This is a genomic window from Levyella massiliensis (genome assembly GCF_000308275.2).
In the GTDB taxonomy this organism is placed as follows: Bacteria; Bacillota; Clostridia; order Tissierellales; family Peptoniphilaceae; genus Murdochiella; species Murdochiella massiliensis_A.
This window is the reverse complement of sequence record NZ_HG529490.1, coordinates 116,658-142,950: the sequence shown is the minus strand read 5'-3', so window position 1 is coordinate 142,950 and position 26,293 is coordinate 116,658. Positions and strand designations below refer to the sequence as shown.

Genomic DNA, 26,293 nt, shown 5'->3' with positions numbered 1-26,293 from the left:
ATTTAGAAAAAGATACTGATGAGTATAAATATCACCACACAAACGCAAAAAACGATGCCATCGCGACGCGTGAGCTTCAGGGGATTTAAACGCGTCCGCTTATTGCTCCCGGTATAGCAGCGCGCTTCCATTGCTACGCCCAACTCGTCCGCCCGATTGATGGCATTTAGGAATAGCGGCACAAAGAGCGGAATCATCGCTTTCGCGCGTTCCAAAATATTGCCGGATTCAAAATCCGCCCCACGGGCCTTCTGCGCTTTCATGATCTTCGTCGTCTCGTCAAAGAGTGTCGGAATGAAGCGTAGCGCAATCGAGATCATCATAGCAATGACATGGGACGGAAAGCCCGTGAAGTCCAGGGGTTTCAAGAGCCAGGCAATGCCATCCGTGAGTTCGAGCGGGCTCGTGGTTAGGGTCAAAAGGCTGGTGCCCAGCACCAAAAGAATCAGGCGTATGGCAATAAATGCTGCTCGAATGAGGCCTTCATCGCTGACAGAAAAGATCCACCAAGACCAAATGATTTTGCCCGGCGTGAAAGCCACATTGATCAAGAAGGTGAAAACCAAGATGAAAAAGATGGGTTTCAAACCTTTCCAGAGGCGGTCCAAAGGCACTTGCGCCTGCCAGGTCACAAAGAGGAGCAAAAGCATATAAAGTCCATAGCCCTGGAACGTATCTACCAAAAAAGCAGTGAACATAAAGATCAGGACTAGAAGCAGCTTGACACGCGGATCCAGGCGATGGATGGGCGAATCGCCCGGCAGGTATTGTCCGATGGTAATTTGATTGCCCATGTTACGCCTCCTTTCCGTTAAGGTAGGCCGAAAGAGCGGTAACGGCTTCTTCGACGGTGATCGCCGAATCGTCAAGCGCAAGTCCCGCTTCACGCAGGCGCTGCATGAGCTGTGTCACCTGTGGTACGGTAAGGCCGATGGCTTCCAATTCTTTACGTCGTGCAAATATGGCATGCGGCGTACCGTCCATGACCAGACGTCCTTTGTCCACTACGATAATGCGATTCGCCTGTTCAGCGATGTCTTCCATAGAATGCGTCACCAGAATAATGGTCATATCCGGGTTGTCGTCATAGAGCTTGCGCACCGTCTTTAAGATCTCATCGCGACCATGGGGATCCAGCCCCGCCGTGGGCTCGTCCAGAATGAGATACGAAGGACGCAGCGCCAAAACCCCGGCAATGGCCACGCGTCGCTTCTGGCCGCCGGAAATCTCAAACGGTGACTCATCGCGCATCGTGTCATAGTTGAGGCCGACGGCCTCCATCGCCCAACGCACACGCTCGGTAATCTCACTTTCCGGAAGCTTCAGGTTTTTTGGACCAAAAGCGATGTCTTTAAAGATCGTTTCTTCAAAGAGCTGATCCTCCGGATATTGAAAAACAAGGCCGACGCGTTGCCGCAACGTACGCAGGGATGCCTTTGGATCCGATGTCGTGATACCGTCTACGGTAAGCGTGCCTTCCTGCGGAATATTTAAACCGTTCATGTGTTGTACCAGCGTAGATTTTCCGGAACCCGTATGACCGATTAAGCCGACATATTCGTGCTTTTCAATGGTCATCGTAATGGAATCTAACGCCTGTACTTCATCTTTCTGTCCTTTGTTGTAGTAAAAGGACATGTGATCAAAGACCATGCTCATCGTTGCACCTCCTCATGGGCACCTGAAGAGGCAGCGTCTGCGGGCAACAGAGCAGCGGTCAATTCTTCAATCGTAAGGCAGTCTTTCGGTACATCAAAGCCCTGCTGATGGAGCAAATAGCCAACTTCTGTGACTTGCGGCACATCCAATTCCAAGCTGCGCATGGTCTCCACATCTGAAAACACTTCGCGCGGTGTGCCTTCGAGGGAAATGGTTCCATCCGAAAGCACTACAATGCGATCCGCTTCCACGGCTTCTTCCATGTTGTGTGTAATGAGAATGATTGTTTTATGTTGTTCGTGATTGAGTTTTCGTATCGTATGGATGATTTCGCGACGACCGATCGGATCGAGCATGGCCGTCGGCTCATCCAAGATGATGCACTCCGGAAGCATGGCTAAGACACCGGCAATGGCCACGCGTTGTTTTTGACCACCGGAGAGTTTATAGGGCTCGCGGCGTTTAAACGCCGTCATACCGGTGGCTTCCAGCGCACGATCCACGCGCTGTCGAAGTTCAGGATTGGGAATACCCAAATTTTCCGGGCCAAAGGCTACGTCCTCTTCAACGATGGATGCCACCATTTGGTTATCCGGATTTTGAAACACCATGCCGCAATGCGAGCGAATGTCCCAAATTTTTTCATCATCACGCGTGTCCATGCCCAGGATATGAATGCTGCCCTCTTGCGGCAATACCTGCGCATTCAAAAGCCGGGCAAGCGTGGACTTGCCCGACCCGTTATGGCCTAACAAAGCTAAAAATTCACCTTTTTTTATATGAAGCGTCACGTCCTTTAGGGTCGGTTCCGATGCTTCATCTTCGTATTGCGGATAGCGAAAAGTGACATGATCTACAGCAATGATCACATCCTCTTTCGGCTCCCCTTCTACGGCTTTCGCTACGGTCGTCTCTTCGGCATTCGCCTCATCAAGCAACCTTTTCGCTGTCGTCATGGGTTTCACCTGTCCTCGTTCCTAAAATGTTTTATCTGCCGGCGAATCATTGGTCGTGCTCTCATAAATGACCACCGGCGTGCCATTGGCAAAGTTCTCGAAAATTGTCTTGGCAGTCTCTAAATTCAGATTAATGCAGCCGTTCGATCCCGCATAGCGATAGTGTTGCCCCCCAAAAGCGGTAACCCAGGACGCATCATGCAGACCGACACCACCGTAATTGATCGGCATCCAGTATTTGACCGGCGAATCATAAGGCGTACCATCCTTAAACTGTCCTTTCAGATGGCGATCCTTTTCATGGCTCCAGATCATATGCACACCGCGAGGCGTTTCGTTGTAGTGATTGACACGCCCGGTACGCACATAGCTTTTCACGATGAGATCCCCGTCCTTATAGCCCCAAATTTGTTGACGGGAAATGTCTATCTCAATATACGTGTTACCGATATCGTTCTTCTCCCCCCGCGCAATGCCCTTATGGCGATAGACGGGTTCCAAGTTTTCTTGCACACCGCCTTTTTTGAGCAGCTCTTGCACTTGTTCCGTCGTTTTCTTCACATTGATCTGCCAGCCATAGATGCCTGGCGGCACCGTTTGTTCACCGGCGCCAGTGGATTGAAAGGAACGGGACGTGCCGTAGGTATCGGTCTCCTTGGCCATTTTCCGCACAAAACTTTGAATTCCCTCCACCGGCAGACTGTAGGTGCCGTTATCGTCCTTCTTGAGCAAGGGGAAAATTTCCTGCGCACCAAAACGATAGTTTTCGTTCCCTATAGAATATACCAGCGTGGAAGCCAACAATTTTTCAACATTCTTTTTATCTTCCTGCAACGACGGGTCATCTTTGAATACCTTCGGCTTCTCGTAGACATCCTCCAACGAGATTTCTTTCGCCGTGGATTCGATCGTGTGCAGAATCTTTGCTTTCAACCGATCGGCATTCACGCGCTTACCTGGCACCTCCGGTTTGATCCGTACGCCATCCGCTGTGGCTTCGAGCATCGCATCTTGCGGTGCTTCCCCCTCCGAGTCAAACCCCGCTTCGCGCAGCAAATAAGCTAAGCGTTCTTCATCATACGTGATTTCATAGGCCGAAGAATAGTCGTGGGTGCGGAAATATTCAATGGGCCATAACCATGGCGATGGTTGCTTCGGCAAGTCGCCTTTTAAGAGATAACGTAACCCAATATCATTCGCATTTAACTTAATCTGTGCATCACGCCCCGTATATACATGGGTGGTCGAACTCGGATGAATTTCACGAAAGGCCTCTTGCGGTTGCCCTCCCATCGGATGCCCATTCACGAAGGATTTCGGATAGGCATTAAAGGTGAAATGAAATGCGCCGAAGAGATAACCGCCACCGAATACGATAAGAAGAATGACAATGAGCCAAAATTGGCCCCGTCTTTTTTTGGAGACCGAAGGATCCTCTCCCAGAGACTCCGGGGTATGCTTATTTTCCGTTGCTAACGGAATTTCCTGCTTTTCAGTCATGGCGTATCCTTTCTTGCGAGGGTTTCGCTTCTTCCATTAAGCGCATTGTCCGATCGGGATCAATCGTAATATTCACTGTATCACCGGGATACAGTTTTTTCACTTCCTCTTCCAGCTCCTCTTGCAATGCAACCGCATCAATTTGTTTGTCCCATGGAATCAGGACATCAAAAAGAATCCGTCGCTCTTTCGCATTCGTAATCAGCCGAAAATCGTGGACAAGAAAGCGGGCGTCCTTACTGCGCACTAAAAGCGTCACCTGCTCCAACGCTGCCACCACTTCCGCCGTACGCGGTTGCTGCGGATCCATATGAATGGTAATCTGAACGCCATATTCATCGCCAATGGTGCGTTCAATATGATCCACCAAAGCATGACTTTCCATCGCGCTCTTTTTTCCGTCCACTTCGACATGCACCGTCACAAAGCAATTACCGGGGCCGTAGTCATGAACTATCATATCATGAATACCCAATACACCTTGAAAAGAACGCAAGCGATGCGCCAGCGATTGTACCAGCTTCTGATCCGGCGCTTTACCAAGCAGGGCATCGTAATTATCTTTCAGAATAGTAAATCCGTTTTGGCCAATTAGAATGGCGACCGCCACCGTAAACGGGCCGTCCAAGGAAAAGCCGACGAAAGGCGAAAGGACAAGTGCCAGGAGTATGGATCCCGTGGCTAGGATATCCGACTTCGCATCGGCAGCCGTGGCTGCAAAAACATTGGAATGCCATTGGCGACTCATCCGGGTAAAGTAAACAACCATCGCCAGCTTGACACCGATAGAAAGCAGTAACAACAGGAGCTGCAAGCCGTTTAACGTCACTGTCTGCGGTGTCACGATGCGCTTAACACCTTCTATAAGCAAGGTGACCGCCACGTATAAAATCGCAATAGCAATGAAGAAAGAGCCCATATATTCGGCGCGTGCATGACCAAAGGGGTGTTCCCGATCTTCCGGTTTTTCCGCCAAATGAAAAGAAGCGAGAGACACAAGAGAAGCCAACGCATCAAAGAGATTGTTAAAGCCATCGCCCAGAATCGAGAGGGCACCGCTCAACAGACCGATCGTAATCTTGGTTAGGGCAAGCAGGGAATTCGCCAAAATGCCTACCACACTACCCTTGCGACCTGCCGCACTGCGACGTTTCCGCTGCTCCACAGCATCAGCTCCGTGCGAAGAAGGTCTGTGTGCATCGGAAGAAAGATGCGTAAACAAATGTTTGGGCATGGTTTCTCCTTTCTCCGGATTGTTTTCTCAGGATTGTGCGGTTCCTATCGCATCAATATCCAAACGCACTTGCCAAGTGAGCTCACCGCCCGGGGCGATACGCCCCACCTTACCGTTTTGAATCGCACGCTCTAAGCTGTCATAAAAACCGTTTGTCGGTTCCAGGGCAATGCAACGCGATCCCGCGCTGCCGCCGGTATTAATCCAACCGCCCAGATACGGAAAGAGCGATGCATCCCAATGCAAGGAGAGGCGCACGCCCTGCGTAGGATAGGTAATCGAGGCTTCTCCCTTTGGCACGGGATCCTGCAGATAAAATTTGTAGGCCTGATCCTTCGGAACCTGCTTTAATTGCTGCATATCAAAGGCAAAATCTTCATCGCCATGAGCATTAAAAAGGGTGTACGGCTCCGGCCAGGACAGTACGGCGTCCGGCTCGTAATGGCAAAGTCCGTGCAGTGCCCAAAGCCAAGGATGTTCATCAATGGATTCATTGAGCAAGCGGTAATCCAATCGCAGACTGTTGCCTTCCAAGCGCACATGCCGTTCGAAATAGAGCGGAATCGTGGACAGGCGAAAAAACGCTTTAACGGATCGTTCGGAGAGATTTTCTTCAAACACGTTCCAAGGACGGCTCCAGGCATCGCCATGATCGGAAAGGCGCCCCAGTTTTTCCACATGACAAGGGTCAATGGTGGGAATACAATCATCGATACCCGACAGATCATATTGATCAAAAGGCGCACCGGGATACGCACGAGCATAGAGTTTGGCCGGATCATCGGCCTTCTTCATGCCAAGCGGACGTGCCAACACTTCAAAGTCATTTTCATTGTATACAATGGACGCAATCTTACAGCCAATCTCCGGTAGTATAGCCACGCGCAATTTCTCCGATTCCAAATGTACCACATGAAGATTGCCGCGGCTGCGCTGCAGGGTTGGTTTAATCATAGACTCCTCTTCTCTACGAGATGCTGTTACGACACAAATAAACACTTTAATCATAGAAAAGGGCAAGGTAAGTGTCAAGAAGCCCCTTCCGCCGCAGTAGCGGCAAGAAGGGGCTTCTTTAAAACATTTAATCGGTCAATATACGCTCTCAGGCATCAATAGAAGCGGGCAAAATTCGGTTTGGGTTCATAATGCCAAGTCTTGTAAATCACTTCATCAATCGAATCCAACACGGTGCCATGCGCAAGGGTAGCATGAATGACGGAAGGAACATTCTTATACAGTCCGACATAGACCGCAGCGTGATTCACCATGGACTGCGGAGCACGGTGATCACGGAAGAACAGCACATCGCCGGCAGCCATACGACTGAAATCAAACGGAATGGCTTGTCCGCCAAAGTCTTGAATCGTCTTATATTGCAGATTCACCTGATCATAGATATCGTTCGTGCGGGGATTATTGGAGGCGCCATATATCGCAATGCCCAAATTCTTATGCGCGCGATAGGCCAACCCGCTGCAATACGTGCCCTTCTTCAGGTCATCGGCAAAACTGACATATGCCGTTCCATTGGCCTTTAACGCTTCATTGGCAATTTCCTGTCCCTTGAAGAAGCGGGCATCACGGTTTAAGCCAGTGTTGGATAACTCTTCGGCCGTTACACTTGGAAAGTCATAGACGAAATTGTATTTCGTGCCTGTGGTTTGAATTTTGCCGGAGCGCAGGTATCCGTGATCGGGATCAAAGTAATGCACACGGTCCCCCGTGGTTTTGATGCCGCGATACATCGCAAAGTTGTAGGGGGAGAAATAATAATATTTACCGTTAATTCCCTGCCAACCGCGTGTCGTTTTTCCATCGTTCTCGGGAGAATAATAGGTGTAGGAATAAATATTATGCCAGCCCTGTCCCTGGCGACTGCCGTCCTCCCCCATGACGTAGCCGTAGGTGCCAAATGAAAGCAATTGATTGCGATAGGGCATCCCATCAGCGCGGGCGTAATAGGTTTTTCCATCGTATTCGTACCAGCCGGGATGCTTGATCAGCATACCCGTACTGTCATCCAAACGATAGAGGGTTCCGTTTCCGTAGGTGTATCCGTGCTGTTTGCTGCCATCGCTGCCCATGAAATAGGAATACTTTGGCCCGAAGTGGATAAAACGGTTGCGATAGAGTTGGCCTTGCGCATTCGGAAAATACTCTCTTCCGCCATTCGACACCCAGCGATTGTCTTTCCGCAACAGCCCCGTTTCTTCGTCAAGCAAATAGAGAGCATCTCCCACTTGCTGCACGCCATGCATTCTGGTTCCCTCGGATCCCATATAATAGGCAACCTTAGGGCCAAACGTGATGAAACGATTATGATACACTTCACCTTGGGCATTCGGGAAATAATACTTTCCTTCGTACTCCACCCAGCGATTCGCTTTGTTCAATATGCCGGTCTCAGAATCCAAGAGATACAGCTTATCTCCCACCTTCACTAAGCCATGCATGACGCTGCCGTCATCGCCCATATAATAGGCAACCTTCGGTCCGAAGGTAATGAAGCGATTGCAATACAGCTTTCCTTGTGCGTTCGGAAAATAATATTTGCCGCGAAGCGCAACAAATGCGTTATCTTTACGGATTTCGCCGGTATTTGTATCACGCAAAACGAGATTTTTTCCTTGTTTAACCACTTCAAGAGGCAAAGACGTCTGCGTTAAAACCGCTTCGGCCTTATTCTCCGACGTTTCTTTTTCTTCCGTTTTATTCGATTCTTCTTGATCCGATGCTTCCTCTGTATTCTCGGTTGTCGATACAGTGGATGACTCTTCTTCCTCCGGTGGCGTCGTCACCAGTTTCGTATCGTCCTCCCAAAGAACATCTTTCGTGTCGTTTCCAGTGCTTTGCGCGGCGTCATTTTGACTGGCGATGCTGTTGTCTTTCCATCCTTCGTCCGCGTAAACCGGACTCGTACATACAAGAAGACTGGCAGTGAACAGTGTTGCTGCTAAAATCCACGCTTTATGATTGTTATCAGTTCTTCCTAAGGGCTGCATTCTACACTCTCCTTCTATTATAGAAAATGTTATATCATCGAAATAATAGTAGGCCTTAAACTCTTTTATTTCAATAGCGCAAGAGAGGGCTGATACATTGGTAGGGGCCAAGGCAATCATGACATAGTCAAATTCTCTTAAGGTGTTGATTTTCAAGGAATAAACACAAAAAAAGTTCTGTACAAGCATCAGCTTGTACAGAACTTTTAACTCTGAAAGTGAAAATCGCTTAGGCTTCTTCCGTCGAAGCATCTTCTTTCTCAGCTTCTTTGGTATCTGCCTCTTGGCTCTCTTCAACGTCTTCTTCAGCGTTTTCTTTTGTTTCTGCCTCTGCTTTTTCGGATGCAGCAGGAGCCTTCGACTCCTCTTTTTCTTCCTTAGCAGGAGCAGCGGGTTTTTCCGCCTTCTTTTCGGCTACCGCACCGGTAACCAATTCCAGAACGGCCATGTCAGCGCCGTCTCCGCGACGCGGGCCTTTCTTCAGCACGCGGGTATAGCCGCCGTTGCGTCCTTCAAACGAAGGGGCAATCTCTTCGACCAACTTGCGCGCTACTTCCTTCTGATACAGATATGCGGAAATAGCACGATTGCCGGCCAGTGTGCCTTTCTTGGCTTCAGTAATCAGTTTCTCAGCTACTTTCTGAGCTTCTTTGGCGCGGGTAACGGTAGTTGTAATCCGACCGTTGAGGAAGAGCGATGAGACCAAGTTGCGCAGCATGGCTGTGCGATGGTCGGTTCTTCTTCCCAGTTTTCTTAAAGTCGCCAATGTCTCCTCCTTACTCGTTATCTTGTGAATGATTGAGTTGCAAGCCGAAGGATTGAACTTTTTCTTCTACCTCGGCATAGGATTTTTTTCCAAAATTGCGGATTTTGGCCAATACATCGGCAGGAATGCTTACGATATCGCCGAGCGTATGGATATCTGAACGCTTCAGGCAGTTATAGCTGCGCAGGGTCAGATCCAAATCTTCGATCGGCTTCTGCAGCAGAGCATTTTCCTGGGATTGCGGCTCTTGTTCATCCGCTTTCTCTTCCACAACAAAGTCCGGAAGCTCCGTAATGAGGCGCAGGTGATCCATAAGGATCTTTGCTCCCTGCGACGTAGCTTCCTGCGGGGTCACCGTACCATCGGTCCAAACTTCAAGGATCAATTTATCGTAGTCGGTGATCTGTTGGACACGGGTGTTTTGTACCTCGAAATTCACTTTCTTCACCGGAGTAAAAGAAGAATCAATGGCAATCGTGCCGATGGGATCTTCCACATCCTTATTTTGATCGGCCAGAGCATAGCCTGCTCCATCGATCACGGTTAACTCCATGTGAATGGCACCATCCGCATTCAAGGTGCACAGATAGTGATTGCTATTGACAATCTCTACTTCCGTACTTTCCTGAATATCGCGTGCCGTGACAATCTTCGGTCCTTCCACATCCAGACGGAGCGTCACTTCTTCTCCCTGTCCCTGTAAGCGACGTACCGCGAGTCCCTTAATGTTCAGGACAATCTCCGGTACATCCTCCAGGACGCCCGGAATGGTCGTGAACTCATGCGGTACACCCTCGTCAAATTTGATGTTGGACACTGCCGTACCCGGCAGCGAAGACAGTAAAACACGGCGCAGCGAATTGCCGATTGTCGTCCCGTAGCCGCGCTCTAACGGAGACATACTAAAGCGTCCATAGTTCTTGTGTTCATCCAAATCAAGGATTTCAACTTTTGTATTGAGTCGATCTACCACGGATCAGCCTCCCCTTCTGTTCTGTCGAACTCGATTCCAACGTCGCGCTGCGGGGTGGGATTACTTCGAGTACAACTCGACAATCTGTGTCTCTTCAATCGGATAGTCGATGTTATCACGCATCGGCTCGGAGAGGATGCGTCCTTGAAGTTTTTCTTCATCGACAGAAACCCAAGGCATCTGGTTCCAGATGTTCTCTTCGGTGCTCTTGAAGAACGCATTTTTACGGGACTTCTCACGAACGCTGATGACATCGCCCACTTCCAAGGTCATGGAAGGTACAGTCGCCTTGTGACCGTTCAGGTCGAAATGGCCATGAACAATCAGCTGACGAGCCTGCGCACGCGTAGAGGCAAATCCCATACGATACACAACATTATCAAAACGCAGTTCCAGTAATTTCAGCAAATTCCAACCAGCCTGACCGCCCATGCGATTAGCACGTCCATACAGGTTGCGGAATGCTTTTTCAGTAACGCCGTAGATGAATTTTGCTTTTTGCTTTTCACGAAGCTGCATACCGTAATCACTCAGTTTACGGGTGTTGCGCTTCGGATTACGGCGACTCTTCTTATCGATGCCGACCACTTGGGGCTCAATGCCCAAAGCACGGCAACGCTTTAAAATCGGTCCGGTATATCTAGCCATGATTCCCTCCGTTACACTCTTCTTCTCTTAGGCGGTCTGCAACCGTTATGCGGGATCGGGGTGACATCCTTAATCAGGGTGACACTCAAGCCCGAGGTCTCCAACGCGCGAATGGCGGATTCACGACCCGAACCGGGACCTTTAACATAGACCTCGACGGTCTTCAAACCCTGTTCCATCGCTTTCGTAGCCGCTTCTTCTGCACACTGCTGTGCTGCATACGGTGTCGATTTACGCGAACCGCGGAAACCGAGCTGTCCCGATGATGCCCATGAGAGTACGTTGCCGTTTAAATCCGACAGCGTAACAATCGTGTTATTGAAGGTCGAGATGATATGAGCCTGACCGTTCGTAACATTCTTTTTTACACGGCGCTTACCGCCGCGTCTGGTGACTTTCTTTTGAGCTACCATAACATCCCCCCTTATTTCTTATGTCCCTTACGTGTACGAGCATTGTTTTTCGTGTTCTGCCCGCGTACCGGAAGGTTGCGACGATGACGGTTGCCACGATAACTGTTAATTTCACGGAGACGTTTGATATTCATGGAAACGTCACGACGAAGATCGCCTTCGACATGATACTCCGCAATTTGTTCACGGATACGCTGTACCTCAGACTCAGAGAGGTCACGTACGCGTGTGTCCGGATTTACATCCGCATTCTTTAAGATTTCGTTGGAACGAGCACGACCGATACCGTAAATATACGTTAAACCGATCTCTACACGCTTCTCTTTGGGTAAATCAATCCCAGAAATTCGAGCCAAAGTCGCACCTCCTTAGCCTTGACGCTGTTTGTGCTTCGGGTTTTCGCAGATCACCATCACACGACCTTTGCGCTTGATGATCTTGCATTTATCACACATCTTTCTTACCGATGGTCTGACTTTCATTGCTTCCTCCTATTTCTTTCTCCACGTGATGCGCCCCTTGGTGAGATCATAGGGAGATAACTCCACGGTCACACGATCTCCCTCTAAGATACGAATGTAATTCATCCGCAGCTTTCCGGAGATGTGTGCCATCACATCATGGCCGTTTTCCAGCTCGACGATGAAAATCGCGTTAGGGAGTCGCTCTTTGACGACGCCCTCGACTTCAATTACGTCTTTTGATGACATCAGCTTTCCTCCTTAGTGTGGGCCTCTTCGAAAGGGGCCAAACATTTTCGGATCACGGCATCATCAAACGCCGCATCCTCCTTCATCGTCTTAAAATCGGGCATCACCGCCCGGTACGGCTGTAAATGAACCACGCGCTTCTTCTTCGGACGCACCAATGTTCGAGTGCGTCCATCTACCACGAGGACATGTTTTGCATCACAAATTTCGAGCACGAGAAAGATCCTGCCCTTATCGTGTCCCGCCTTGGAACGTACCACTTGGCCGGGTACGAAAGGACACGGTTGATCCATATTCGCTTCAAAGGTCATAGATTTAAAGCCGCTTGAATGGCGTCAAATACGGCATCCACCGATTGATCCCCGTTGATGTGGAAAAGAATGCCTTCCTTTTCATAATACGCAACAAGAGGTTCGGTTTGACGACGATAGACGTCGATTCGATTCTGTACGGTTTCTCTCGTATCGTCCGGGCGTTGCACCAGCTCGCTTCCACAGGTATCGCAGATACCTTCGTGTTTTGGCGGGGCATCCTGAACATGATACGAAGCGCCACATTGAGGACAAGTTCTGCGACCCGCCAGGCGTTCAACCAATACGGCCTCATCCACTTCAATGGAGAGCACCGCATCCAACGGGCAATTGCGTTGCGCTAAGCCTTCCTTTAAGGCGTCAGCCTGTGCAATCGTGCGGGGAAACCCGTCCAGCAAAAAGTTCTTTTCTTTCTCCTGATCCAGGCGATCCCATAACATAGCGATGGTGAGCGCATCGGGAACCAGCTTACCGGCAGAAGTGTACTTCTCGACCTCCTGCCCGAGCTCGGTTTTGTTCTTGATGTTGGCACGGAAAATATCGCCTGTTGAAATATGCGTCAGATTAAATTTCTGTTGCAGTTTTTTCGCCTGTGTTCCTTTTCCGGCTCCCGGAGGGCCGAGTAATACGAGCCTCATTCTTACCTCACTTCCTTATCGTTTTAAGAATCCACGATAATGGCGCATCTGAAGTTGTGCTTCCAAGGTGCGTACCATTTCGAGAACCACGCCCACCACGATAATGATGGAGGTGCCGCCAAAACCGAGACGCACACTAAAGATCTGATTGACCAGACCCGGAATCACGGAAAGAACGGCCAGAACGATTGCGCCGACAAGTGTAATGCGGCCCACAATGCGTTGCAGGTAATCCGTGGTCGGTTTGCCCGGACGAATGCCCGGAATAAAGCCGCCGGATTGCTGCAGGTTACGAGAATACTCATACGCATTGAACTGAATGGAGTTGTAGAAGTACGCGAACAAGATGATTAAAAGCACCTGGAAGGCGTGCTGTACGAAGAAGCCGACCCATCCCTGCGGTGTGAGATACTGCGCTACAAACCGCTGCACACCGCCACCAAAGAGCAATGCCAAGGTTTGCGGAATGGCCAACAACGCTGAAGCGAAGATGATCGGCATAACGCCAGCCATGTTGACCTTGATAGGAATGTGGGTGGCCTGACCTCCATACATTTTACGGCCTACCACACGCTTCGCATACTGTACCGAAACTTTGCGTTCGCCCTCGTTCAACAGTACCACCACGACGGTAATCGCTATGGTAATGAGAATGATGAGCAAAAGCACGAGAACGTTCATCTTTCCCGCCAGTACGGCTTGAATCATGCCGTACAGTCTGCCCGGCATCTGTACTACAATTCCGAGGAAAATGATGAAAGACACACCGTTGCCCACACCATGTTCCGTAATTAAATCACCGATCCATACCACGAAGGAAGCGCCGGCAACCATAACCAAAATAGCAATGACCTTTTCAACAAGGCCGCCATTTCCGAAAGCACCGGAGAAGATTCCCTGTACCAAGGCAAATGCCTGAACAACCGCCAGCGCCACGCCCAGGTACTTAGTGTATTGTTGAATCTTCTTGCGTCCTTCTTCTCCCTCTTTAGAAATTTCTTCCAATTGAGGAATAGCAAACGTCAACAATTGGATGACGATGGACGAAGTGATATAGGGGCCGACACCCAACGCAAAAACACTCAAGTTCGCCAATCCGCCACCGCTGATCATGTTCATGATGCCGAGAAGGCTTCCCTGCACCGAATTATAAATCTGGTTGATAAGCTGCAAGTTTGCAAACGGAATCGGCAAAGCATTGCCAAGACGCAGCACAAACAGCATCAGAATTGTAAAGATGATGCGTTTGCGCGTCTGTTCCGTTGTCCATGCATTCTTGAGTGTGGAAAGCATCAGATCACCTCAGCCTTTCCACCGGCTGCTTCAATTTTTTCTTCGGCAGACTTTGAGAATTTCGTCGCTTGTACTGTAACTTTCTTTTCCAGTTCGCCGTTTCCTAATACCTTTAAACCATCCACCAGTTCACTACGATGAATGATTCCCGCCTCTACGAGCGAGTCAGCATTAATAACAGCGCCGTCTTCAAAGACGTTCAGGTCTGCAAGATTCACAACGGCGTACTGTTTTGAAAACAGGTTGTGGAATCCGCGCTTCGGCAGCGTACGGAACAAAGGCATCTGCCCGCCTTCAAATCCCGGACGTACACCGCCGCCGGAACGGGAATTCTGACCGTCGCGACCGCGTCCGGCGAATTTACCCCATCCGGAGGAATGACCACGGCCGACGCGTTTACGGTCTTTGGTCTCGCCGCCACGTGCAGGCTTTAATTCATGTAATTTCATGATCGACCTCCTATTGTACTTCCTCGACATCCAGCATGAAATCAATCTTATGAATGGCACCGCGCAACGACGGGCTATCCTCATGCTCAACCGTTTGACCGACCTTCGTCAGGCCCAACGCTTTCGCCGTTTTGATCTGTTTGTCCTGGCGGCCGATGAAGCTCTTCGATAAAGTAATTTTCAGTTTGCTCATGCTCGGCCTCCTAGTTCAGAATTTCTTCCACGTTCTTGCCACGCATACGAGCTACCTGCTCTGCCGTTCTCATGCTGAGCAGACCGTTCATGGTTGCGTTGACAATGCTGCGGGCATTCGAAGATCCCAGAGACTTCGCACGGATATCCGTAATGCCGGCCATTTCACAGACCGCACGCACCGGACCGCCGGCGATGATACCGGTACCTTCTTTTGCCGGCATCAGCAGCACGCTGCCTGCTCCGGCACGCCCGACAATGGTGTGGGGAATGGTGGTGCCCACGAGAGGAACATTCACCATGGAACGCTTGGCTTCTTCCGAACCCTTGCGAATCGCATCCGGAACTTCCAGCGATTTGCCGGTACCGATGCCCACGCGTCCCTGTTTGTCACCTACCACAACGATCGCAGCAAATCGACCCGTACGACCACCCTTGGCCGTCTTGGAGACGCGGTTGATGGAGACGACTTTTTCTTCAAGCTCTTGCTTGTTGTCTTCTTTATACATGATTCCTCCTCCCCAATTACAGCTTAAGGCCCGCTTCACGAGCGCCTTCGGCGATCGCTTTTACCTTGCCGTGATAGATGTAGCCGGAGCGGTCAAAGACGACCGTTTCGATGCCCTTGGCCAAGGCTTTTTTCGCTACCGCTTCGCCCACTGCTTTAGCGGATTCCACGGAGGAGCCCTTGGTCTCTACATCTTTATCGAGTGTCGATGCGGAAACCAACGTTACGCCGGCTTCATCATCGATAATCTGCGCATACATGTTCATATTGCTTTTGTAGACGTTCAGGCGCGGACGATCCGCAGTGCCCGAAATCTTTTTGCGAACACGGGCATGACGCGCCATACGATTTGCATTTTTAGTAGATTGTGCCATCTAAGCGCCTCCTTACTTGCCTGTTTTACCTTCTTTACGACGTACCTGTTCGCCGTCGTAAATGATGCCCTTGCCCTTATAAGGCTCCGGCAAACGCCATTTTCGGATGTTAGCGGCATAGTTGCCAACCTGCTGTTTATCCGCACCCTTTACAATAATGGTACGGTCATCCGGCACTTCGGTCGTGATGCCATCCGGATCCGACATTTCGACCGGATGCGAGAAGCCCAAATTCATGACCAGCTTGTTGCCTTGCTTCTGTGCACGATAGCCGCTGCCTTCGATGTGCATCTGCTTTTTGTAACCAGTGGTTACGCCTTCGAGCATGTTAGCAATCAAGGTGCGATATAACCCGTGCAGAGAACGTGTCTTCTTTTCATCATCCGGACGGACGACGTGAAGGACTTTGTCCTCTTGTTCAATTTTAAAGGTAGCCGGAATCTTCTGGCTCAATTCGCCATTCGGTCCTTTTACCTTAACCGTATTGGTGTTGTCGACTGAAACTTCCACTTTTTCGGGGATGTCAATCGGCTTAAATCCAATTCTCGACATAATAACCTCCCCTTACCAAATATAGCAGAGTACTTCGCCGCCGACACCTTCTTCACGTGCCTGCTTATCCGTCAGAACGCCGTGCGAGGTGGAGAGCACTGCGATGCCCAAGCCATCCAAAACGCGAGGCACTTCATTTGCGCGCACATAGACGCGACGGCCCGGTTTCGAAATGCGCTTTAAGCCCGAAATGACACGCTGATCATCCACATATTTCAGATCAATCGTGATCATTCCCTGCTTATTGTCTTCCACGACGTTAAATCCCTTAATGTATCCCTCGTCCAGAAGAATCTGCGCAAGGCTCTTCTTCATGTTAGACGCCGGTACTTCGACGGATTCGTGCTTTTTCATATTGCCATTGCGGATGCGCGTGAGCATATCCGCGATCGGATCTGTCATCATAGTTGTACCTCCTCCTCAAATTACCAGCTGGCTTTTTTCACGCCGGGGATTTCCCCACGATAAGCCAGTTCGCGGAAGCAGACACGGCAAATGCCGTACTTTTTGAGGACTGCGTGCGGACGGCCGCAAATGCTGCAGCGGGTGTAGGCGCGCGTCGAGAACTTCGGCTTTCTCAGCTGTTTAGCAATTAATGATTTCTTTGCCATTTCTCCTCCTCTTACTTAGCGAACGGCATGCCCATGCGAGTCAGGAAGGACTTTGCTTCCTCATCCGTGCGGGCCGAGGTGACAATGATAATGTCCATGCCGTGGATCGTGTCAACATCGTCATAGTTGATCTCCGGGAAAATGAGCTGTTCCTTCACGCCCATCGCGTAGTTACCACGACCGTCAAACGACGTAGCGGATACGCCGCGGAAGTCGCGAACGCGCGGCAGAGCGATGGAAATCAGCTTTTCCAGGAAGTCATACATCTTTTTACGACGCAGGGTTACCTTCGTCGCAATCGGCTGACCTTCACGAAGCTTAAAGTTAGCAACGGAACGTTTTGCCTTGACGATGACCGGTTTCTGACCGGAAATAATCTCCAGTTCGTGCGCTGCCGACTCCAAAACCTTCGGATTCTCTTTGGCTTCGCCCATCGAGCAGTTGATGACGATTTTCTCCAGCTTCGGCACTTGCATAATATTGTCGTAGGAGAATTCTTCCATCAGAGCAGGCACGACCTCATTTTTGTAGTGCTCATATAATGTGTTGGTCATGTTCCTCCCCCTTATTGATCAAAACGGGTATCGCTCTTCGTCGAAACGCGAACTTTCTTCCCGTCCTTGATTTCCGTGTGTGTACGAACACCGCGTTTTGCTGCTTCATCATAAAGCAGAACATTGGATGCATGAATGGCGCCTTCACGATGGATGATTCCACCCGGCTCCTGCATGCTACGCGGTTTCTGATGCTTCACCTGCATGTTAACGTCCTTAACGATGACCCGGTTCTCTTTCGGAAAAACCTGTAATACCTCACCGACTTTTCCTTTATATTTGCCGGAGATCACCTGGACCTTATCACCTTTTTTAATGTGCATAGTCCACTCCTTACAGTACTTCCGGTGCGAGAGAAATGATCTTCATATAGCCATTCTGGCGAAGCTCACGCGTAACCGGTCCGAAGATACGAGTTCCGACGGGGTTCTTGTCATCTTTAACGATGACGGCTGCATTGTCATCAAAGCGGATGACGCTGCCGTCCGGACGGGATACGCCGTCTTTGGAACGAACAACAACCGCCGTAACAACATCGCCCTTTTTGACCGTGCCGCCCGGGGTAGCGTTCTTTACCGCGCAACGTACTTGATCGCCTACGCGAGCGTACTTACGACCCGTGCTGCCGATGACGCGAATGACTAAAAGCTCTTTAGCGCCGGAGTTGTCGGCGACTTTTAAACGACTTTCGGTTTGTAACATTGAAGCCCCCTCTCTTACTTCGCTTCTTCGAGGATTTCAACGAGGCGATATCTCTTTGTCTTAGAAAGCGGACGGGTCTGCATGACCAGTACGCGATCGCCGATATTCGCCTGATTATTCTCGTCATGTGCTTTGATGCGGATCGTACGCTTGATCATCTTGTGATAATCCGGATGCTTGACCAAGGTGGCAATCTCTACAACTATCGTCTTATCCATGCTGTTAGAAACAACAACGCCGACTTTCGACGGACGTTTCGAAGTACGATTCTCCATAGGTTAAGCCTCCTTTCTTGCCGCAATGGCACGCTCTTGCTGAATCGTGCGTACACGCGCGATATCTTTTTTTACCGTTCCGATAGCATTGGGATTCTCCAGCTGGCCGCTGGCGATCTGGAAGCGAAGATTGAACAGCTCCTGCTTCAGATCCTGCAGCTTCTGGCTGAGATCCTGATCGGAGAGATTACGAATTTCCTTTGCTTTCATTATTCTTCACCTTCCTGTCCCGCCTGTTCACGCACGACAAATTTGGTCTTCATCGGCAACTTTGCCGCGGCAAGCCGCATTGCTTCTTTCGCAACATCGTGGGACACGCCGGCCATCTCGAACAGTACGCGACCCGGTTTAATTACCGCAACCCAGTACTCCGGCGCACCTTTACCAGAACCCATACGGACTTCAGCAGGCTTCTTGGAAACCGGCTTGTCCGGGAATACCTTAATCCATACGTTACCGCCACGCTTAATGTAGCGGGTCATCGCGCGTCGAGCCGCTTCAATCTGGTTGGCTGTCATCCAAGCCGGCTCAAGCGCCTGCAAACCGAATTCACCGTAAGTGACGGTGTTGCCGCGCATGGCTTTGCCCTTCATACGACCGCGGTGTACACGACGGCGTTTTACTCTTTTTGGCATTAACATAGTACTACCTCCTCACCCGGTCTTACTGTTCGCGCTGCTGGCGCGTACCGCGGCCTTGGCCTTCACGGCGATTTCCACGACGCTCACGGCGATCTCCGCGATTGTCATCACGATGATCACGGCGTCCACGGCGCGGTTCACGACGCTGCGGCTTCGGCATTTCAGCTTCTTTCATGCCCGGGAGCACTTCGCCGATATAGATCCAAACCTTGATTCCGACCGCGCCGGCAGTGGTACGAGCCACAGCCTGGCCGTAACGGATGTCCGCACGTAGCGTCTGCAGAGGAATGGTGCCTTCCGAGTAATGCTCAGCGCGAGCGATATCGGCGCCGCCCAAACGTCCGGACGCAGAGGTCTTAATACCCTTGGCGCCGGCACGCATGGTGCGCTGAATGGCTTGTTTCATCGCGCGACGGAACGTTACACGGTTTTCCAAATCAGCGGCAATTTTCTCTGCCTGCAACTGTGCGTCTAAATCCGGAATGCGGATTTCTTCAACATTGATCAACACGGTTTTACCGGTGATCTTTTCGAGGCGTTTTTTCAGCTCTTCGACGGCTGTGCCGCCCTTGCCGATAACAACGCCCGGCTTAGCAGTATTGATGGTAACGCGAACACGTCCCATCGTACGCTCGATTTTGATATCCGAAATGCCGGCTTCGAAAAGCTCTTTTTTGACCAATGTACGAATGTCATGATCTTCTTTAATCAATTTCGGAAATTGTGCGCTATTAGCGAACCAATTGGAATCCCAATCTTTGATTACGCCGACGCGCATTCCCTTTGGATGTACCTTCTGACCCATTAGAGCTCTTCCTCCTCTTTTTCACTCACCACAACGCCAATGTGCGACGTTCTCTTGAGAATCGGATATGCGGCGCCTTTCGCCTTCGGATGCCAGCGCTTCATGGTCGGACCGTCATTGGCCCACGCCTGACTGACAACCAGTGTGTCGCGATCCAGGCTCAGATTGTTTTCCGCGTTAGCAATCGCCGAACGGAGAACCTGTTCCAGCACCTCTGCGCCCTTTTTCGGGGTGAAGTGCAGAATGGTCAAAGCTTCATCCACTTGTTTGCCGCGAATCTCTTTGCAGATGTAGTTCACCTTGCGGGGAGAGACGCGAACATATTTTGCTTCTGCTCTTGCTTCCATGTTCTACCTCCTAGCGTACACCGCTCTGCTTATCCGATTTTGCGGCATGTCCTTTAAAAGTACGGGTCGGAACAAACTCACCAAGTTTGTGACCGACCATGTCTTCCGTGACATAGATGGGTACGTGTTTTCTTCCGTCATGGACGGCGATCGTGTGACCGACAAATTGCGGGAAGATCGTCGAGCGGCGGGACCACGTCTTGATCACCATTTTCTTATTCGATTCATTAAGAGCCTCCACCTTTTTCATCAGGTGGTCATCCACAAAAGGCCCTTTCTTCAAAGATCTGCTCATGCCATCCTCCTGTTACTTCGTACGACGACGAACAATCATCTTGTCGGATTGTTTCGCCTTACGGGTCTTCACGCCCCGTGACTTCTTGCCCCACGGTGTCATTGGTGCCGGGCGTCCTACCGGAGCGCGTCCTTCACCACCGCCGTGGGGATGGTCTACCGGGTTCATCGCCGAACCGCGTACATGCGGCTTGCGTCCCAAATAGCGTTTCTTACCGGCTTTGCCCAAGCGAACCAGGCCATGATCCGCATTGCCTACAGCGCCGATCGTGGCTTTGCAGTCCAGCGAGATCAAGCGATATTCGCCGGAGGGCAAACGCAACTGTGCATATTTGCCTTCTTTAGCCATCAGCTGTGCTTCTGCACCGGCGGTGCGAACCAGCTGTGCGCCTTTGCCCGGTTTCATTTCTACGTTATGAACCGTTTGACCGACAGGGATAAAACGTAGCGGCAGAGCATTTCCTACCGTAATATCCACGTTCTCGCCAGATTCGACATGTTGACCGACTTTCAGTCCACGCGGTGCCAAGATGTAGCGTTTTTCGCCATCCGCATACACCAGTAAAGCGATGTTCGCGGAGCGGTTCGGATCGTATTCGATCGATGCTACCTTAGCAGGGATATTGTCCTTATTGCGTTTAAAGTCGATGATGCGGTAACGTCTCTTAGCGCCGCCGCCACGGAAACGGAGCGTGGTGCGACCGTTATTCGTACGGCCGCCGGAGCGCTTAAGGTTTACCGTCAACGACTTCTCCGGTGTAGATTTTGTGATCTCCTCGAAGGTCGATACGCGCATCACGCGGCGACCAGCGGAGGTTGGTTTATATCTTCTGATTCCCATTGCGTCCCTCCTCGATTACATTCCTTCGAAGAACTCGATTTCTTTCGAGTCTTCCGTGAGGGTGACGATGGCCTTCTTCCAATCTGAGCTCTTCGTCTTGCGGTTCCCCACGCGCTTAGTTTTGCCTTTCATGGTGATCGTGTTGACACGCTTTACCTTAACGCCATCAAACGCTTCTTCTACAGCGTGGCGAATCTCCGCCTTGTTGCATTTCGCGTCGACGCGGAAGGTATATTTGTTCTCCGCCATGTCCGCCATGGATTTTTCCGTGACGACCGGAGAAATGATGATATCAAATGGAGATTTCATTATTGAAATACCTCCTCTGCCTTCTTCACGGCATCCTGCGTCATGATCAGAGAATCGTAACGCATCAGGTCATAAACATTGATGCTGTTCACATCCACGGTTTCTACCGTCGGGATATTGCGGAACGAACGAATCACCTGCTCATTTGCTTCACTCAGAACCACATATGCTTTCTTGTTGGCTTTTACTGCCTTCAAGATTTCCGAAGCTTTCTTCGTGCTAAATGCATCGATCGACAGTGCGTCAAGCACAATCAATTCCTGTTCACGCACCTTGGAAGTCAATACCGACTTCAGTGCCAGACGACGAATCTTCTTCGGGGTAGTGTAACGATAGCTGCGGGGCTTTACGGCAAATACCATGCCGCCGCCTCTCCAGTTCGGCTGTGTTCTCGAACCGGCACGAGCACGTCCGGTTCCCTTTTGACGATACGGCTTACGGCCGCCTCCGCGCACCTCAGCGCGCGTTTTTGCCGACTGTGTTCCCTGGCGCTTGTTTGCCAGCAGATTCTTTACCACGGTATAGACGGCATGCTCGTTAACATCAACATCAAACAGTTCCGGAGCCAGCTCCAGATCGCCGACAACTTCACCGGTCTGATTTAATACATTCACTTTTGGCATTTCCGTCCTCCTTACTTCGTACGGGCTTTCTTGGCTTCACGAATCGTGACCAATCCACCCTTCGGGCCCGGCAGTGCGCCCTTGATGAGGATCATGTTGTTTTCCTCATCCACGCGTACGACGGTCAGATTCTGTACCGTTACGCGATCATGTCCCATTTTTCCGGATCCCTTGGTGCCCGGGAAAACACGAGCAGGATACGAACCTGCTGCACGTGCGCCGCCGACGCGATGCGATTTAGAACCGTGTCCCATCGGTCCGCGTCCATAGTTCCAACGACGAATCGCGCCCTGTGTTCCTTTTCCCTTGGAGGTGCCGATCACGTCGATCACATCTCCGGCAGCAAAAAGGGAAACATTGATTTCCTGACCCGGCTCAAACGTCTCACCTTCATCAATGCGAATTTCACGCAAATTCTTCTTGTATGCCACATTCGCTTTGTTGAAATGTCCTTTCAGTGGCTTTGTGAGATGCTTTTCTTTTAACTCACCATAGCCTACCTGAATGGCGTTGTAGCCGTCGGTGTCTTTGGTTTTGACCTGTGTCACAACCATCGGACCCGCCTGGACGACCGTCACCGGAGTGACAATGCCGTTTTCATCGAAGATCTGGGTCATGCCGATCTTCTTGCCTAAAATACTCTTCACGAGTTCCTCCTTTACAGCGGATCGCTTTCGCGATCATTCTAATGGGGTTACAGTTTGATCTCGATATCAACACCGGCCGGCAAATTCAGCTTTTTCAGCGCTTCCAACGTTTTGACATTCGGGTTCATGATGTCAATGAGGCGCTTATGCGTTCTCTGCTCGAATTGCTCACGCGAGTCTTTGTACTTATGCACTGCACGTAATATGGTGATGATTTCCTTGTCCGTAGGCAGCGGAATCGGTCCGGAGACCTCCGCGCCGGAGCGCTTGCACGCCTCGACAATTTTCGCCGCTGATGCGTCGATGACTTCATGATCATAGGCACGAAGTCTGATTCTGATCTTCTGATTCGCCATTTTTCCTCCTTGGTTCTGCGCGCTTTCCCATCCTGCCGCAGCCGTTGTTGCATGTTGCCGAATGTTCCCTATTACTAAGGAAGCTAACAGCCAACCCGCAATCTGCATTGCTATCTCTTGCGTTATCGATTCGACGTTATCGGTTCGATAGACACTGGAGATTCACGCAGAAAAACAGGGGCCGTTGCCCGAAAGCTTGTGCGCCGGTTTGCCGATACACTGAGCCGGGCGTGTCCTAGTCCCGTCTTAAAAAAAGAAATACCGGTAATCCGTCGTTCGAATGCTATCGAACTGCTCCACGAAAATTCCCTCGGCCTACGTCTTTTCCTCTGGTACGCTGATTGCAGCGCCCTTAGAGGTCCTTGGACGTCCGAGCAACCTCTCGCTTCATCGCCCGTATTTCTGGACACTCGATTATTTTATACGCTTTGCCATACAATTGCAAGTTTTTTTCCAAACTTTTTACGCTCATCACGCAAAATCTTTATTTGAGAATGCAAAGAAAAACGTAGCCTACGTCCGGTCGACGTTGATAAATACAGAAGCCGGCCCCGCGGGGCCGGCTTAGTTGTAAATCATTTTTTCATGACCAATGTTGTAGCACTGCCACAACGGTAATGATGAGGATGAGAACAAGAACCGTACTAGTTTTTCGCATTCGAATGAAGGACATAGGCACGCTCCCTCCATAATACAGTCAGATGCCAGTGAAAAGGCAGATATTGGCGATAGCATTGCCATGACATGAGCCACAACGAACTCTATGTCTGCTTAATCCGCTTCTTCGCCAATCCAAACGCTTGTAAGCATCCGCTAACACAACTATATCCGATATGGATTATTTGTCAATGGGATTCGACTATCGTCTTCCGGATATTGCTTGAAGGGGGTGGCATTGCCACCGCTTCTCAAGAATCGTAGCTTCAGCTCATCAGAAGTGGCATGAATAGCTGCGCAAGGCCGAGTAAAAGAAAGAATCCCAGCGTATCCGTTGCTGTGGTGAGGAAAATAGAACTGGCGATCGCGGGGTCAAAGCCAATTTTCTTTAATGCAATCGGAATCGTCAGGCCAAAGATACCGCCGATAATCATGTTTCCAACCATCGCTAAGATGACAATGCCGCCCAAGAAAAGATTGTGGTACACCACGACCACAACGATGGCGGTAAGAAGACCGTTAATGAGTCCGTTAATCACACCGTTTAAGATTTCTTTCACGAGCTGACGACGTGAATCCTCGCGATCAATGCCGTCCTTAGCCAGATAGCGAATGATGATGGACATAGTTTGAGAGCCGGCGTTGCCGCCCATGCCGCTGATGATGGTCATAATGGCCGAGAGGGCAACTACCTGTTCGATCGTGCTCTGGAAAATATTGACAATGGAGGAAGCCAGAAAAGCTGTGAGCAAATTGATCAGAAGCCAAGGCAAGCGCAATTTGACCGATGTGGCAAGCGGTGTGCTTAAATCCTCTTCCACGCTGGCACCGGCCATCTGTGCCATATCCTCTTCATGTTCCTGTTGAATAACATCGATAATATCATCGACGGTAATGATGCCGAGGATGATGCCGTTACTGACGACAGGAATGGAGTTCAAATCGTATTTGGAAACGAGACGAGCGGCTACTTCCTGATCCGCTTCGGGGGCGACGGAAATCACATTGGTCTCAACATACTGGGCAATCAAATCTCCAGCCGAAGCGGACAAAAGATCGCGTAAATCCACGTAACCCATGAGCTTCTTCTTATCATCGACGATGTAGATCGTTTCAATCTGTTCCGTGCGCGGACCGATTTTACGAATGGTGTTAAAGCCTTCTTCCACCGTCATGGTGTTACGCAACGCCAGGTACTGGGTGGTCATAATACCGCCCGCAGACTCCGGCGGATAGTGCAAGAGGTCCGTAATAATGCGGCGATCCTCCGTCTTCATCAGATTCATCAATGATTTTTGGCGTCCGATTTCCATCTCGCCTAAGATATCAACGATATCATCCTTCTCCATGAAGGGAAAAATAAACAGCAAGCGATGATTGCCGAGCAGCTCCACCAGGCGATTGCGTTCCTTAGGTTCGGCATCCTCCAGAATATTGGCTAAATGTTCATCCGACACCAATGAAAGAAAATGCGTAGTTTCATCATCCGTGGCGTCTTCCAGAGCATGCGCAATATCAATCGGTTCCTGTTTTTCAAACAGTTTCTCCATTTCTCGCGCATTGCCATGGGCAATGATTTCTTCAATCGGCATCCTCTCCCCCTTCTTGGTCACTTCCTCCGCTTCTCTTAGTGTATCAGTTTTTTTGCCGTCACGCCTTAAAAAAAGGCGGAAGCAACGCCTCCGCCTTTTTTATTGCCCAAAACCATCTTTTAGTAATCGACCTGCCGGACAAATTCCTTTAAAGCTTCTGTGGAAGGATGCTCAAAGATTTCTTCCGGCGTACCGATGGCCTCCAAATAGCCGTTACGCAAAAACGCCACTCGTGTAGCGATGTCGCGGGCAAAGGCAATGTCGTGCGAAACGACAACCATGGTCATGCCACTTTTCGCCAGCTCTTCCATAATATTCAGGACTTCACCCACATTTTGCGGATCCAGTGCCGAAGTCGGCTCATCAAAGAGCAGCACCTCCGGGTCCATGGACAATGCCCTGGCGATGCCCACACGCTGCTGCTGTCCGCCGGAAAGCTGCTGCGGTCGTGCCTTGGCGTAATCTGCCATGCCGACGCGCTCCAAATTCTTCATCGCCACGGCATTCGCTTCCTTTTTGGTGCGCTTCAGGACTTTTACCTGCCCCAACGTGCAATTTTCCAGCACATTGAGATTGGAAAACAGATTGAATTGCTGAAAGACCATGCCCACTTTGGCGTGATAGCGGCGCCGATCCCAATCCTTTGCCAAAATGGAATGCTCATGAAAACGGATATCGCCGCCGGTGGGCTCCTCTAAAAGGTTCAAGCAGCGCAAGAATGTGGACTTTCCGGCACCGGACGGGCCGATCATTGACACTACCTCGCCATGATGCAATTCCAACGAAATATCTTTGAGCACAACGTGCTTCCCATATGCTTTTTGCACATGTTCCGCCACTAAAATGGTTTCTTGTGTCATA

General features: G+C 50.4%; 39 protein-coding genes and 1 pseudogene. All 40 read right to left on the bottom strand.

The features are described from left to right. Positions 1 to 2 precede the first annotated feature (2 nt). A complete protein-coding gene (locus tag BN98_RS00715) occupies positions 3 to 794 on the bottom strand; it encodes an energy-coupling factor transporter transmembrane component T family protein (RefSeq protein ID WP_019190244.1) in 792 nt (263 codons plus the stop codon). A 1-nt stretch (position 795) separates the two neighbouring features. Continuing rightward, on the bottom strand, positions 796 to 1,659 hold the full coding sequence (locus BN98_RS00710) for an energy-coupling factor transporter ATPase (protein ID WP_019190245.1): 864 nt from the start codon (positions 1,657 to 1,659) through the stop codon (positions 796 to 798). Beyond that, on the bottom strand, positions 1,656 to 2,615 hold the full coding sequence (locus BN98_RS00705; RefSeq protein WP_019190246.1) for an energy-coupling factor transporter ATPase: 960 nt from the start codon (positions 2,613 to 2,615) through the stop codon (positions 1,656 to 1,658). Before BN98_RS00705 ends, BN98_RS00710 begins: the two co-directional genes overlap by 4 nt. Positions 2,616 to 2,636: 21 nt before the next feature. After that, on the bottom strand, positions 2,637 to 4,115 hold the full coding sequence (locus tag BN98_RS00700) for a L,D-transpeptidase family protein (protein ID WP_019190247.1): 1,479 nt from the start codon (positions 4,113 to 4,115) through the stop codon (positions 2,637 to 2,639). Next, on the bottom strand, positions 4,108 to 5,349 hold the full coding sequence (locus BN98_RS00695; protein ID WP_019190248.1) for a cation diffusion facilitator family transporter: 1,242 nt from the start codon (positions 5,347 to 5,349) through the stop codon (positions 4,108 to 4,110). The genes BN98_RS00700 and BN98_RS00695 overlap by 8 nt, the downstream gene beginning before the upstream one ends. A gap of 27 nt (positions 5,350 to 5,376) precedes the next feature. Continuing rightward, complete coding sequence (locus BN98_RS00690; RefSeq protein WP_019190249.1) at positions 5,377 to 6,303, bottom strand: aldose epimerase family protein; 927 nt, start codon at positions 6,301 to 6,303, stop codon at positions 5,377 to 5,379. A gap of 155 nt (positions 6,304 to 6,458) precedes the next feature. Continuing rightward, positions 6,459 to 8,351 (bottom strand): NlpC/P60 family protein, encoded by a 1,893-nt coding sequence (locus BN98_RS00685; protein WP_019190250.1) that lies wholly within the window; start codon positions 8,349 to 8,351, stop codon positions 6,459 to 6,461. Between the two features lie 427 nt (positions 8,352 to 8,778). Beyond that, a pseudogene (gene rplQ / locus BN98_RS08515) lies at positions 8,779 to 9,117 on the bottom strand (50S ribosomal protein L17); the annotation flags it as partial. Positions 9,118 to 9,127: 10 nt separating this feature from the next. Next, positions 9,128 to 10,090, bottom strand: a complete 963-nt coding sequence (locus tag BN98_RS00675; RefSeq protein ID WP_019190252.1) for a DNA-directed RNA polymerase subunit alpha — start codon at positions 10,088 to 10,090, stop codon at positions 9,128 to 9,130. 60 nt (positions 10,091 to 10,150) lie between these two features. Continuing rightward, entirely contained in the window at positions 10,151 to 10,738 is a 588-nt protein-coding gene (rpsD, locus tag BN98_RS00670; RefSeq protein ID WP_019190253.1) for a 30S ribosomal protein S4, read from the bottom strand. 11 nt (positions 10,739 to 10,749) lie between these two features. Further along, the gene (gene rpsK / locus BN98_RS00665) at positions 10,750 to 11,151 is read right to left on the bottom strand and encodes a 30S ribosomal protein S11 (protein ID WP_019190254.1); all 402 of its coding nucleotides are present in this window, start codon (positions 11,149 to 11,151) and stop codon (positions 10,750 to 10,752) included. Between the two features lie 11 nt (positions 11,152 to 11,162). Beyond that, positions 11,163 to 11,507, bottom strand: a complete 345-nt coding sequence (rpsM, locus tag BN98_RS00660) for a 30S ribosomal protein S13 (protein ID WP_019190255.1) — start codon at positions 11,505 to 11,507, stop codon at positions 11,163 to 11,165. A gap of 12 nt (positions 11,508 to 11,519) precedes the next feature. After that, the gene (rpmJ, locus tag BN98_RS00655; protein ID WP_019190256.1) at positions 11,520 to 11,633 is read right to left on the bottom strand and encodes a 50S ribosomal protein L36; all 114 of its coding nucleotides are present in this window, start codon (positions 11,631 to 11,633) and stop codon (positions 11,520 to 11,522) included. A 9-nt stretch (positions 11,634 to 11,642) separates the two neighbouring features. Further along, on the bottom strand, positions 11,643 to 11,861 hold the full coding sequence (infA, locus tag BN98_RS00650; RefSeq protein WP_019190257.1) for a translation initiation factor IF-1: 219 nt from the start codon (positions 11,859 to 11,861) through the stop codon (positions 11,643 to 11,645). Further along, entirely contained in the window at positions 11,861 to 12,172 is a 312-nt protein-coding gene (locus BN98_RS00645) for a KOW domain-containing RNA-binding protein (RefSeq protein ID WP_019190258.1), read from the bottom strand. The genes infA and BN98_RS00645 overlap by 1 nt, the downstream gene beginning before the upstream one ends. Further along, positions 12,169 to 12,810: an adenylate kinase gene (locus BN98_RS00640; RefSeq protein WP_019190259.1), complete on the bottom strand. Its 642-nt coding sequence runs from the start codon at positions 12,808 to 12,810 to the stop codon at positions 12,169 to 12,171. The genes BN98_RS00645 and BN98_RS00640 overlap by 4 nt, the downstream gene beginning before the upstream one ends. Positions 12,811 to 12,825: 15 nt before the next feature. Next, positions 12,826 to 14,103, bottom strand: a complete 1,278-nt coding sequence (gene secY, locus BN98_RS00635; RefSeq protein WP_019190260.1) for a preprotein translocase subunit SecY — start codon at positions 14,101 to 14,103, stop codon at positions 12,826 to 12,828. Continuing rightward, a complete protein-coding gene (gene rplO / locus BN98_RS00630) occupies positions 14,103 to 14,552 on the bottom strand; it encodes a 50S ribosomal protein L15 (RefSeq protein ID WP_019190261.1) in 450 nt (149 codons plus the stop codon). The genes secY and rplO overlap by 1 nt, the downstream gene beginning before the upstream one ends. Before the next feature lie 10 nt (positions 14,553 to 14,562). Further along, positions 14,563 to 14,745: a 50S ribosomal protein L30 gene (rpmD, locus tag BN98_RS00625; protein WP_019190262.1), complete on the bottom strand. Its 183-nt coding sequence runs from the start codon at positions 14,743 to 14,745 to the stop codon at positions 14,563 to 14,565. Between the two features lie 10 nt (positions 14,746 to 14,755). After that, entirely contained in the window at positions 14,756 to 15,253 is a 498-nt protein-coding gene (gene rpsE, locus BN98_RS00620; RefSeq protein ID WP_019190263.1) for a 30S ribosomal protein S5, read from the bottom strand. A 16-nt stretch (positions 15,254 to 15,269) separates the two neighbouring features. Beyond that, the gene (gene rplR, locus BN98_RS00615; RefSeq protein ID WP_019190264.1) at positions 15,270 to 15,626 is read right to left on the bottom strand and encodes a 50S ribosomal protein L18; all 357 of its coding nucleotides are present in this window, start codon (positions 15,624 to 15,626) and stop codon (positions 15,270 to 15,272) included. A 12-nt stretch (positions 15,627 to 15,638) separates the two neighbouring features. Next, positions 15,639 to 16,178: a 50S ribosomal protein L6 gene (rplF, locus tag BN98_RS00610; protein WP_019190265.1), complete on the bottom strand. Its 540-nt coding sequence runs from the start codon at positions 16,176 to 16,178 to the stop codon at positions 15,639 to 15,641. A 12-nt stretch (positions 16,179 to 16,190) separates the two neighbouring features. After that, a complete protein-coding gene (gene rpsH / locus BN98_RS00605) occupies positions 16,191 to 16,583 on the bottom strand; it encodes a 30S ribosomal protein S8 (RefSeq protein ID WP_019190266.1) in 393 nt (130 codons plus the stop codon). Between the two features lie 20 nt (positions 16,584 to 16,603). Beyond that, positions 16,604 to 16,789 (bottom strand): type Z 30S ribosomal protein S14, encoded by a 186-nt coding sequence (locus tag BN98_RS00600; RefSeq protein WP_019190267.1) that lies wholly within the window; start codon positions 16,787 to 16,789, stop codon positions 16,604 to 16,606. An 11-nt stretch (positions 16,790 to 16,800) separates the two neighbouring features. After that, positions 16,801 to 17,343 (bottom strand): 50S ribosomal protein L5, encoded by a 543-nt coding sequence (gene rplE, locus BN98_RS00595; protein ID WP_019190268.1) that lies wholly within the window; start codon positions 17,341 to 17,343, stop codon positions 16,801 to 16,803. A gap of 11 nt (positions 17,344 to 17,354) precedes the next feature. Then, positions 17,355 to 17,666, bottom strand: a complete 312-nt coding sequence (gene rplX / locus BN98_RS00590) for a 50S ribosomal protein L24 (RefSeq protein ID WP_019190269.1) — start codon at positions 17,664 to 17,666, stop codon at positions 17,355 to 17,357. A 10-nt stretch (positions 17,667 to 17,676) separates the two neighbouring features. Next, entirely contained in the window at positions 17,677 to 18,045 is a 369-nt protein-coding gene (rplN, locus tag BN98_RS00585) for a 50S ribosomal protein L14 (RefSeq protein ID WP_019190270.1), read from the bottom strand. 14 nt (positions 18,046 to 18,059) lie between these two features. Then, the gene (rpsQ, locus tag BN98_RS00580) at positions 18,060 to 18,320 is read right to left on the bottom strand and encodes a 30S ribosomal protein S17 (protein ID WP_019190271.1); all 261 of its coding nucleotides are present in this window, start codon (positions 18,318 to 18,320) and stop codon (positions 18,060 to 18,062) included. Between the two features lie 3 nt (positions 18,321 to 18,323). Then, entirely contained in the window at positions 18,324 to 18,530 is a 207-nt protein-coding gene (gene rpmC, locus BN98_RS00575) for a 50S ribosomal protein L29 (RefSeq protein ID WP_019190272.1), read from the bottom strand. Then, positions 18,530 to 18,961 (bottom strand): 50S ribosomal protein L16, encoded by a 432-nt coding sequence (gene rplP / locus BN98_RS00570; RefSeq protein WP_019190273.1) that lies wholly within the window; start codon positions 18,959 to 18,961, stop codon positions 18,530 to 18,532. The genes rpmC and rplP overlap by 1 nt, the downstream gene beginning before the upstream one ends. 22 nt (positions 18,962 to 18,983) lie before the next feature. Continuing rightward, positions 18,984 to 19,766 carry a 30S ribosomal protein S3 gene (gene rpsC / locus BN98_RS00565; protein ID WP_019190274.1) on the bottom strand — a complete coding sequence of 261 codons (783 nt, stop codon included), beginning with the start codon at positions 19,764 to 19,766 and terminating at the stop codon, positions 18,984 to 18,986. Then, complete coding sequence (gene rplV / locus BN98_RS00560; RefSeq protein WP_019190275.1) at positions 19,766 to 20,113, bottom strand: 50S ribosomal protein L22; 348 nt, start codon at positions 20,111 to 20,113, stop codon at positions 19,766 to 19,768. Before rplV ends, rpsC begins: the two co-directional genes overlap by 1 nt. 10 nt (positions 20,114 to 20,123) lie before the next feature. Beyond that, positions 20,124 to 20,408 carry a 30S ribosomal protein S19 gene (rpsS, locus tag BN98_RS00555; RefSeq protein WP_019190276.1) on the bottom strand — a complete coding sequence of 95 codons (285 nt, stop codon included), beginning with the start codon at positions 20,406 to 20,408 and terminating at the stop codon, positions 20,124 to 20,126. A gap of 12 nt (positions 20,409 to 20,420) precedes the next feature. After that, positions 20,421 to 21,248 carry a 50S ribosomal protein L2 gene (gene rplB / locus BN98_RS00550; RefSeq protein WP_019190277.1) on the bottom strand — a complete coding sequence of 276 codons (828 nt, stop codon included), beginning with the start codon at positions 21,246 to 21,248 and terminating at the stop codon, positions 20,421 to 20,423. A gap of 15 nt (positions 21,249 to 21,263) precedes the next feature. Then, complete coding sequence (gene rplW, locus BN98_RS00545; protein ID WP_019190278.1) at positions 21,264 to 21,557, bottom strand: 50S ribosomal protein L23; 294 nt, start codon at positions 21,555 to 21,557, stop codon at positions 21,264 to 21,266. Beyond that, positions 21,557 to 22,180 (bottom strand): 50S ribosomal protein L4, encoded by a 624-nt coding sequence (rplD, locus tag BN98_RS00540; RefSeq protein WP_019190279.1) that lies wholly within the window; start codon positions 22,178 to 22,180, stop codon positions 21,557 to 21,559. Before rplD ends, rplW begins: the two co-directional genes overlap by 1 nt. 11 nt (positions 22,181 to 22,191) lie before the next feature. Next, entirely contained in the window at positions 22,192 to 22,827 is a 636-nt protein-coding gene (gene rplC / locus BN98_RS00535; RefSeq protein ID WP_019190280.1) for a 50S ribosomal protein L3, read from the bottom strand. A gap of 47 nt (positions 22,828 to 22,874) precedes the next feature. After that, positions 22,875 to 23,183, bottom strand: a complete 309-nt coding sequence (gene rpsJ, locus BN98_RS00530; protein ID WP_019190281.1) for a 30S ribosomal protein S10 — start codon at positions 23,181 to 23,183, stop codon at positions 22,875 to 22,877. 923 nt (positions 23,184 to 24,106) lie between these two features. Beyond that, positions 24,107 to 25,432 (bottom strand): magnesium transporter, encoded by a 1,326-nt coding sequence (gene mgtE, locus BN98_RS00520; RefSeq protein ID WP_019190283.1) that lies wholly within the window; start codon positions 25,430 to 25,432, stop codon positions 24,107 to 24,109. Positions 25,433 to 25,551: 119 nt separating this feature from the next. Beyond that, positions 25,552 to 26,292, bottom strand: coding sequence for an amino acid ABC transporter ATP-binding protein (locus tag BN98_RS00515; protein WP_019190284.1), 741 nt, complete (start codon positions 26,290 to 26,292; stop codon positions 25,552 to 25,554). Position 26,293 lies beyond the last annotated feature (1 nt).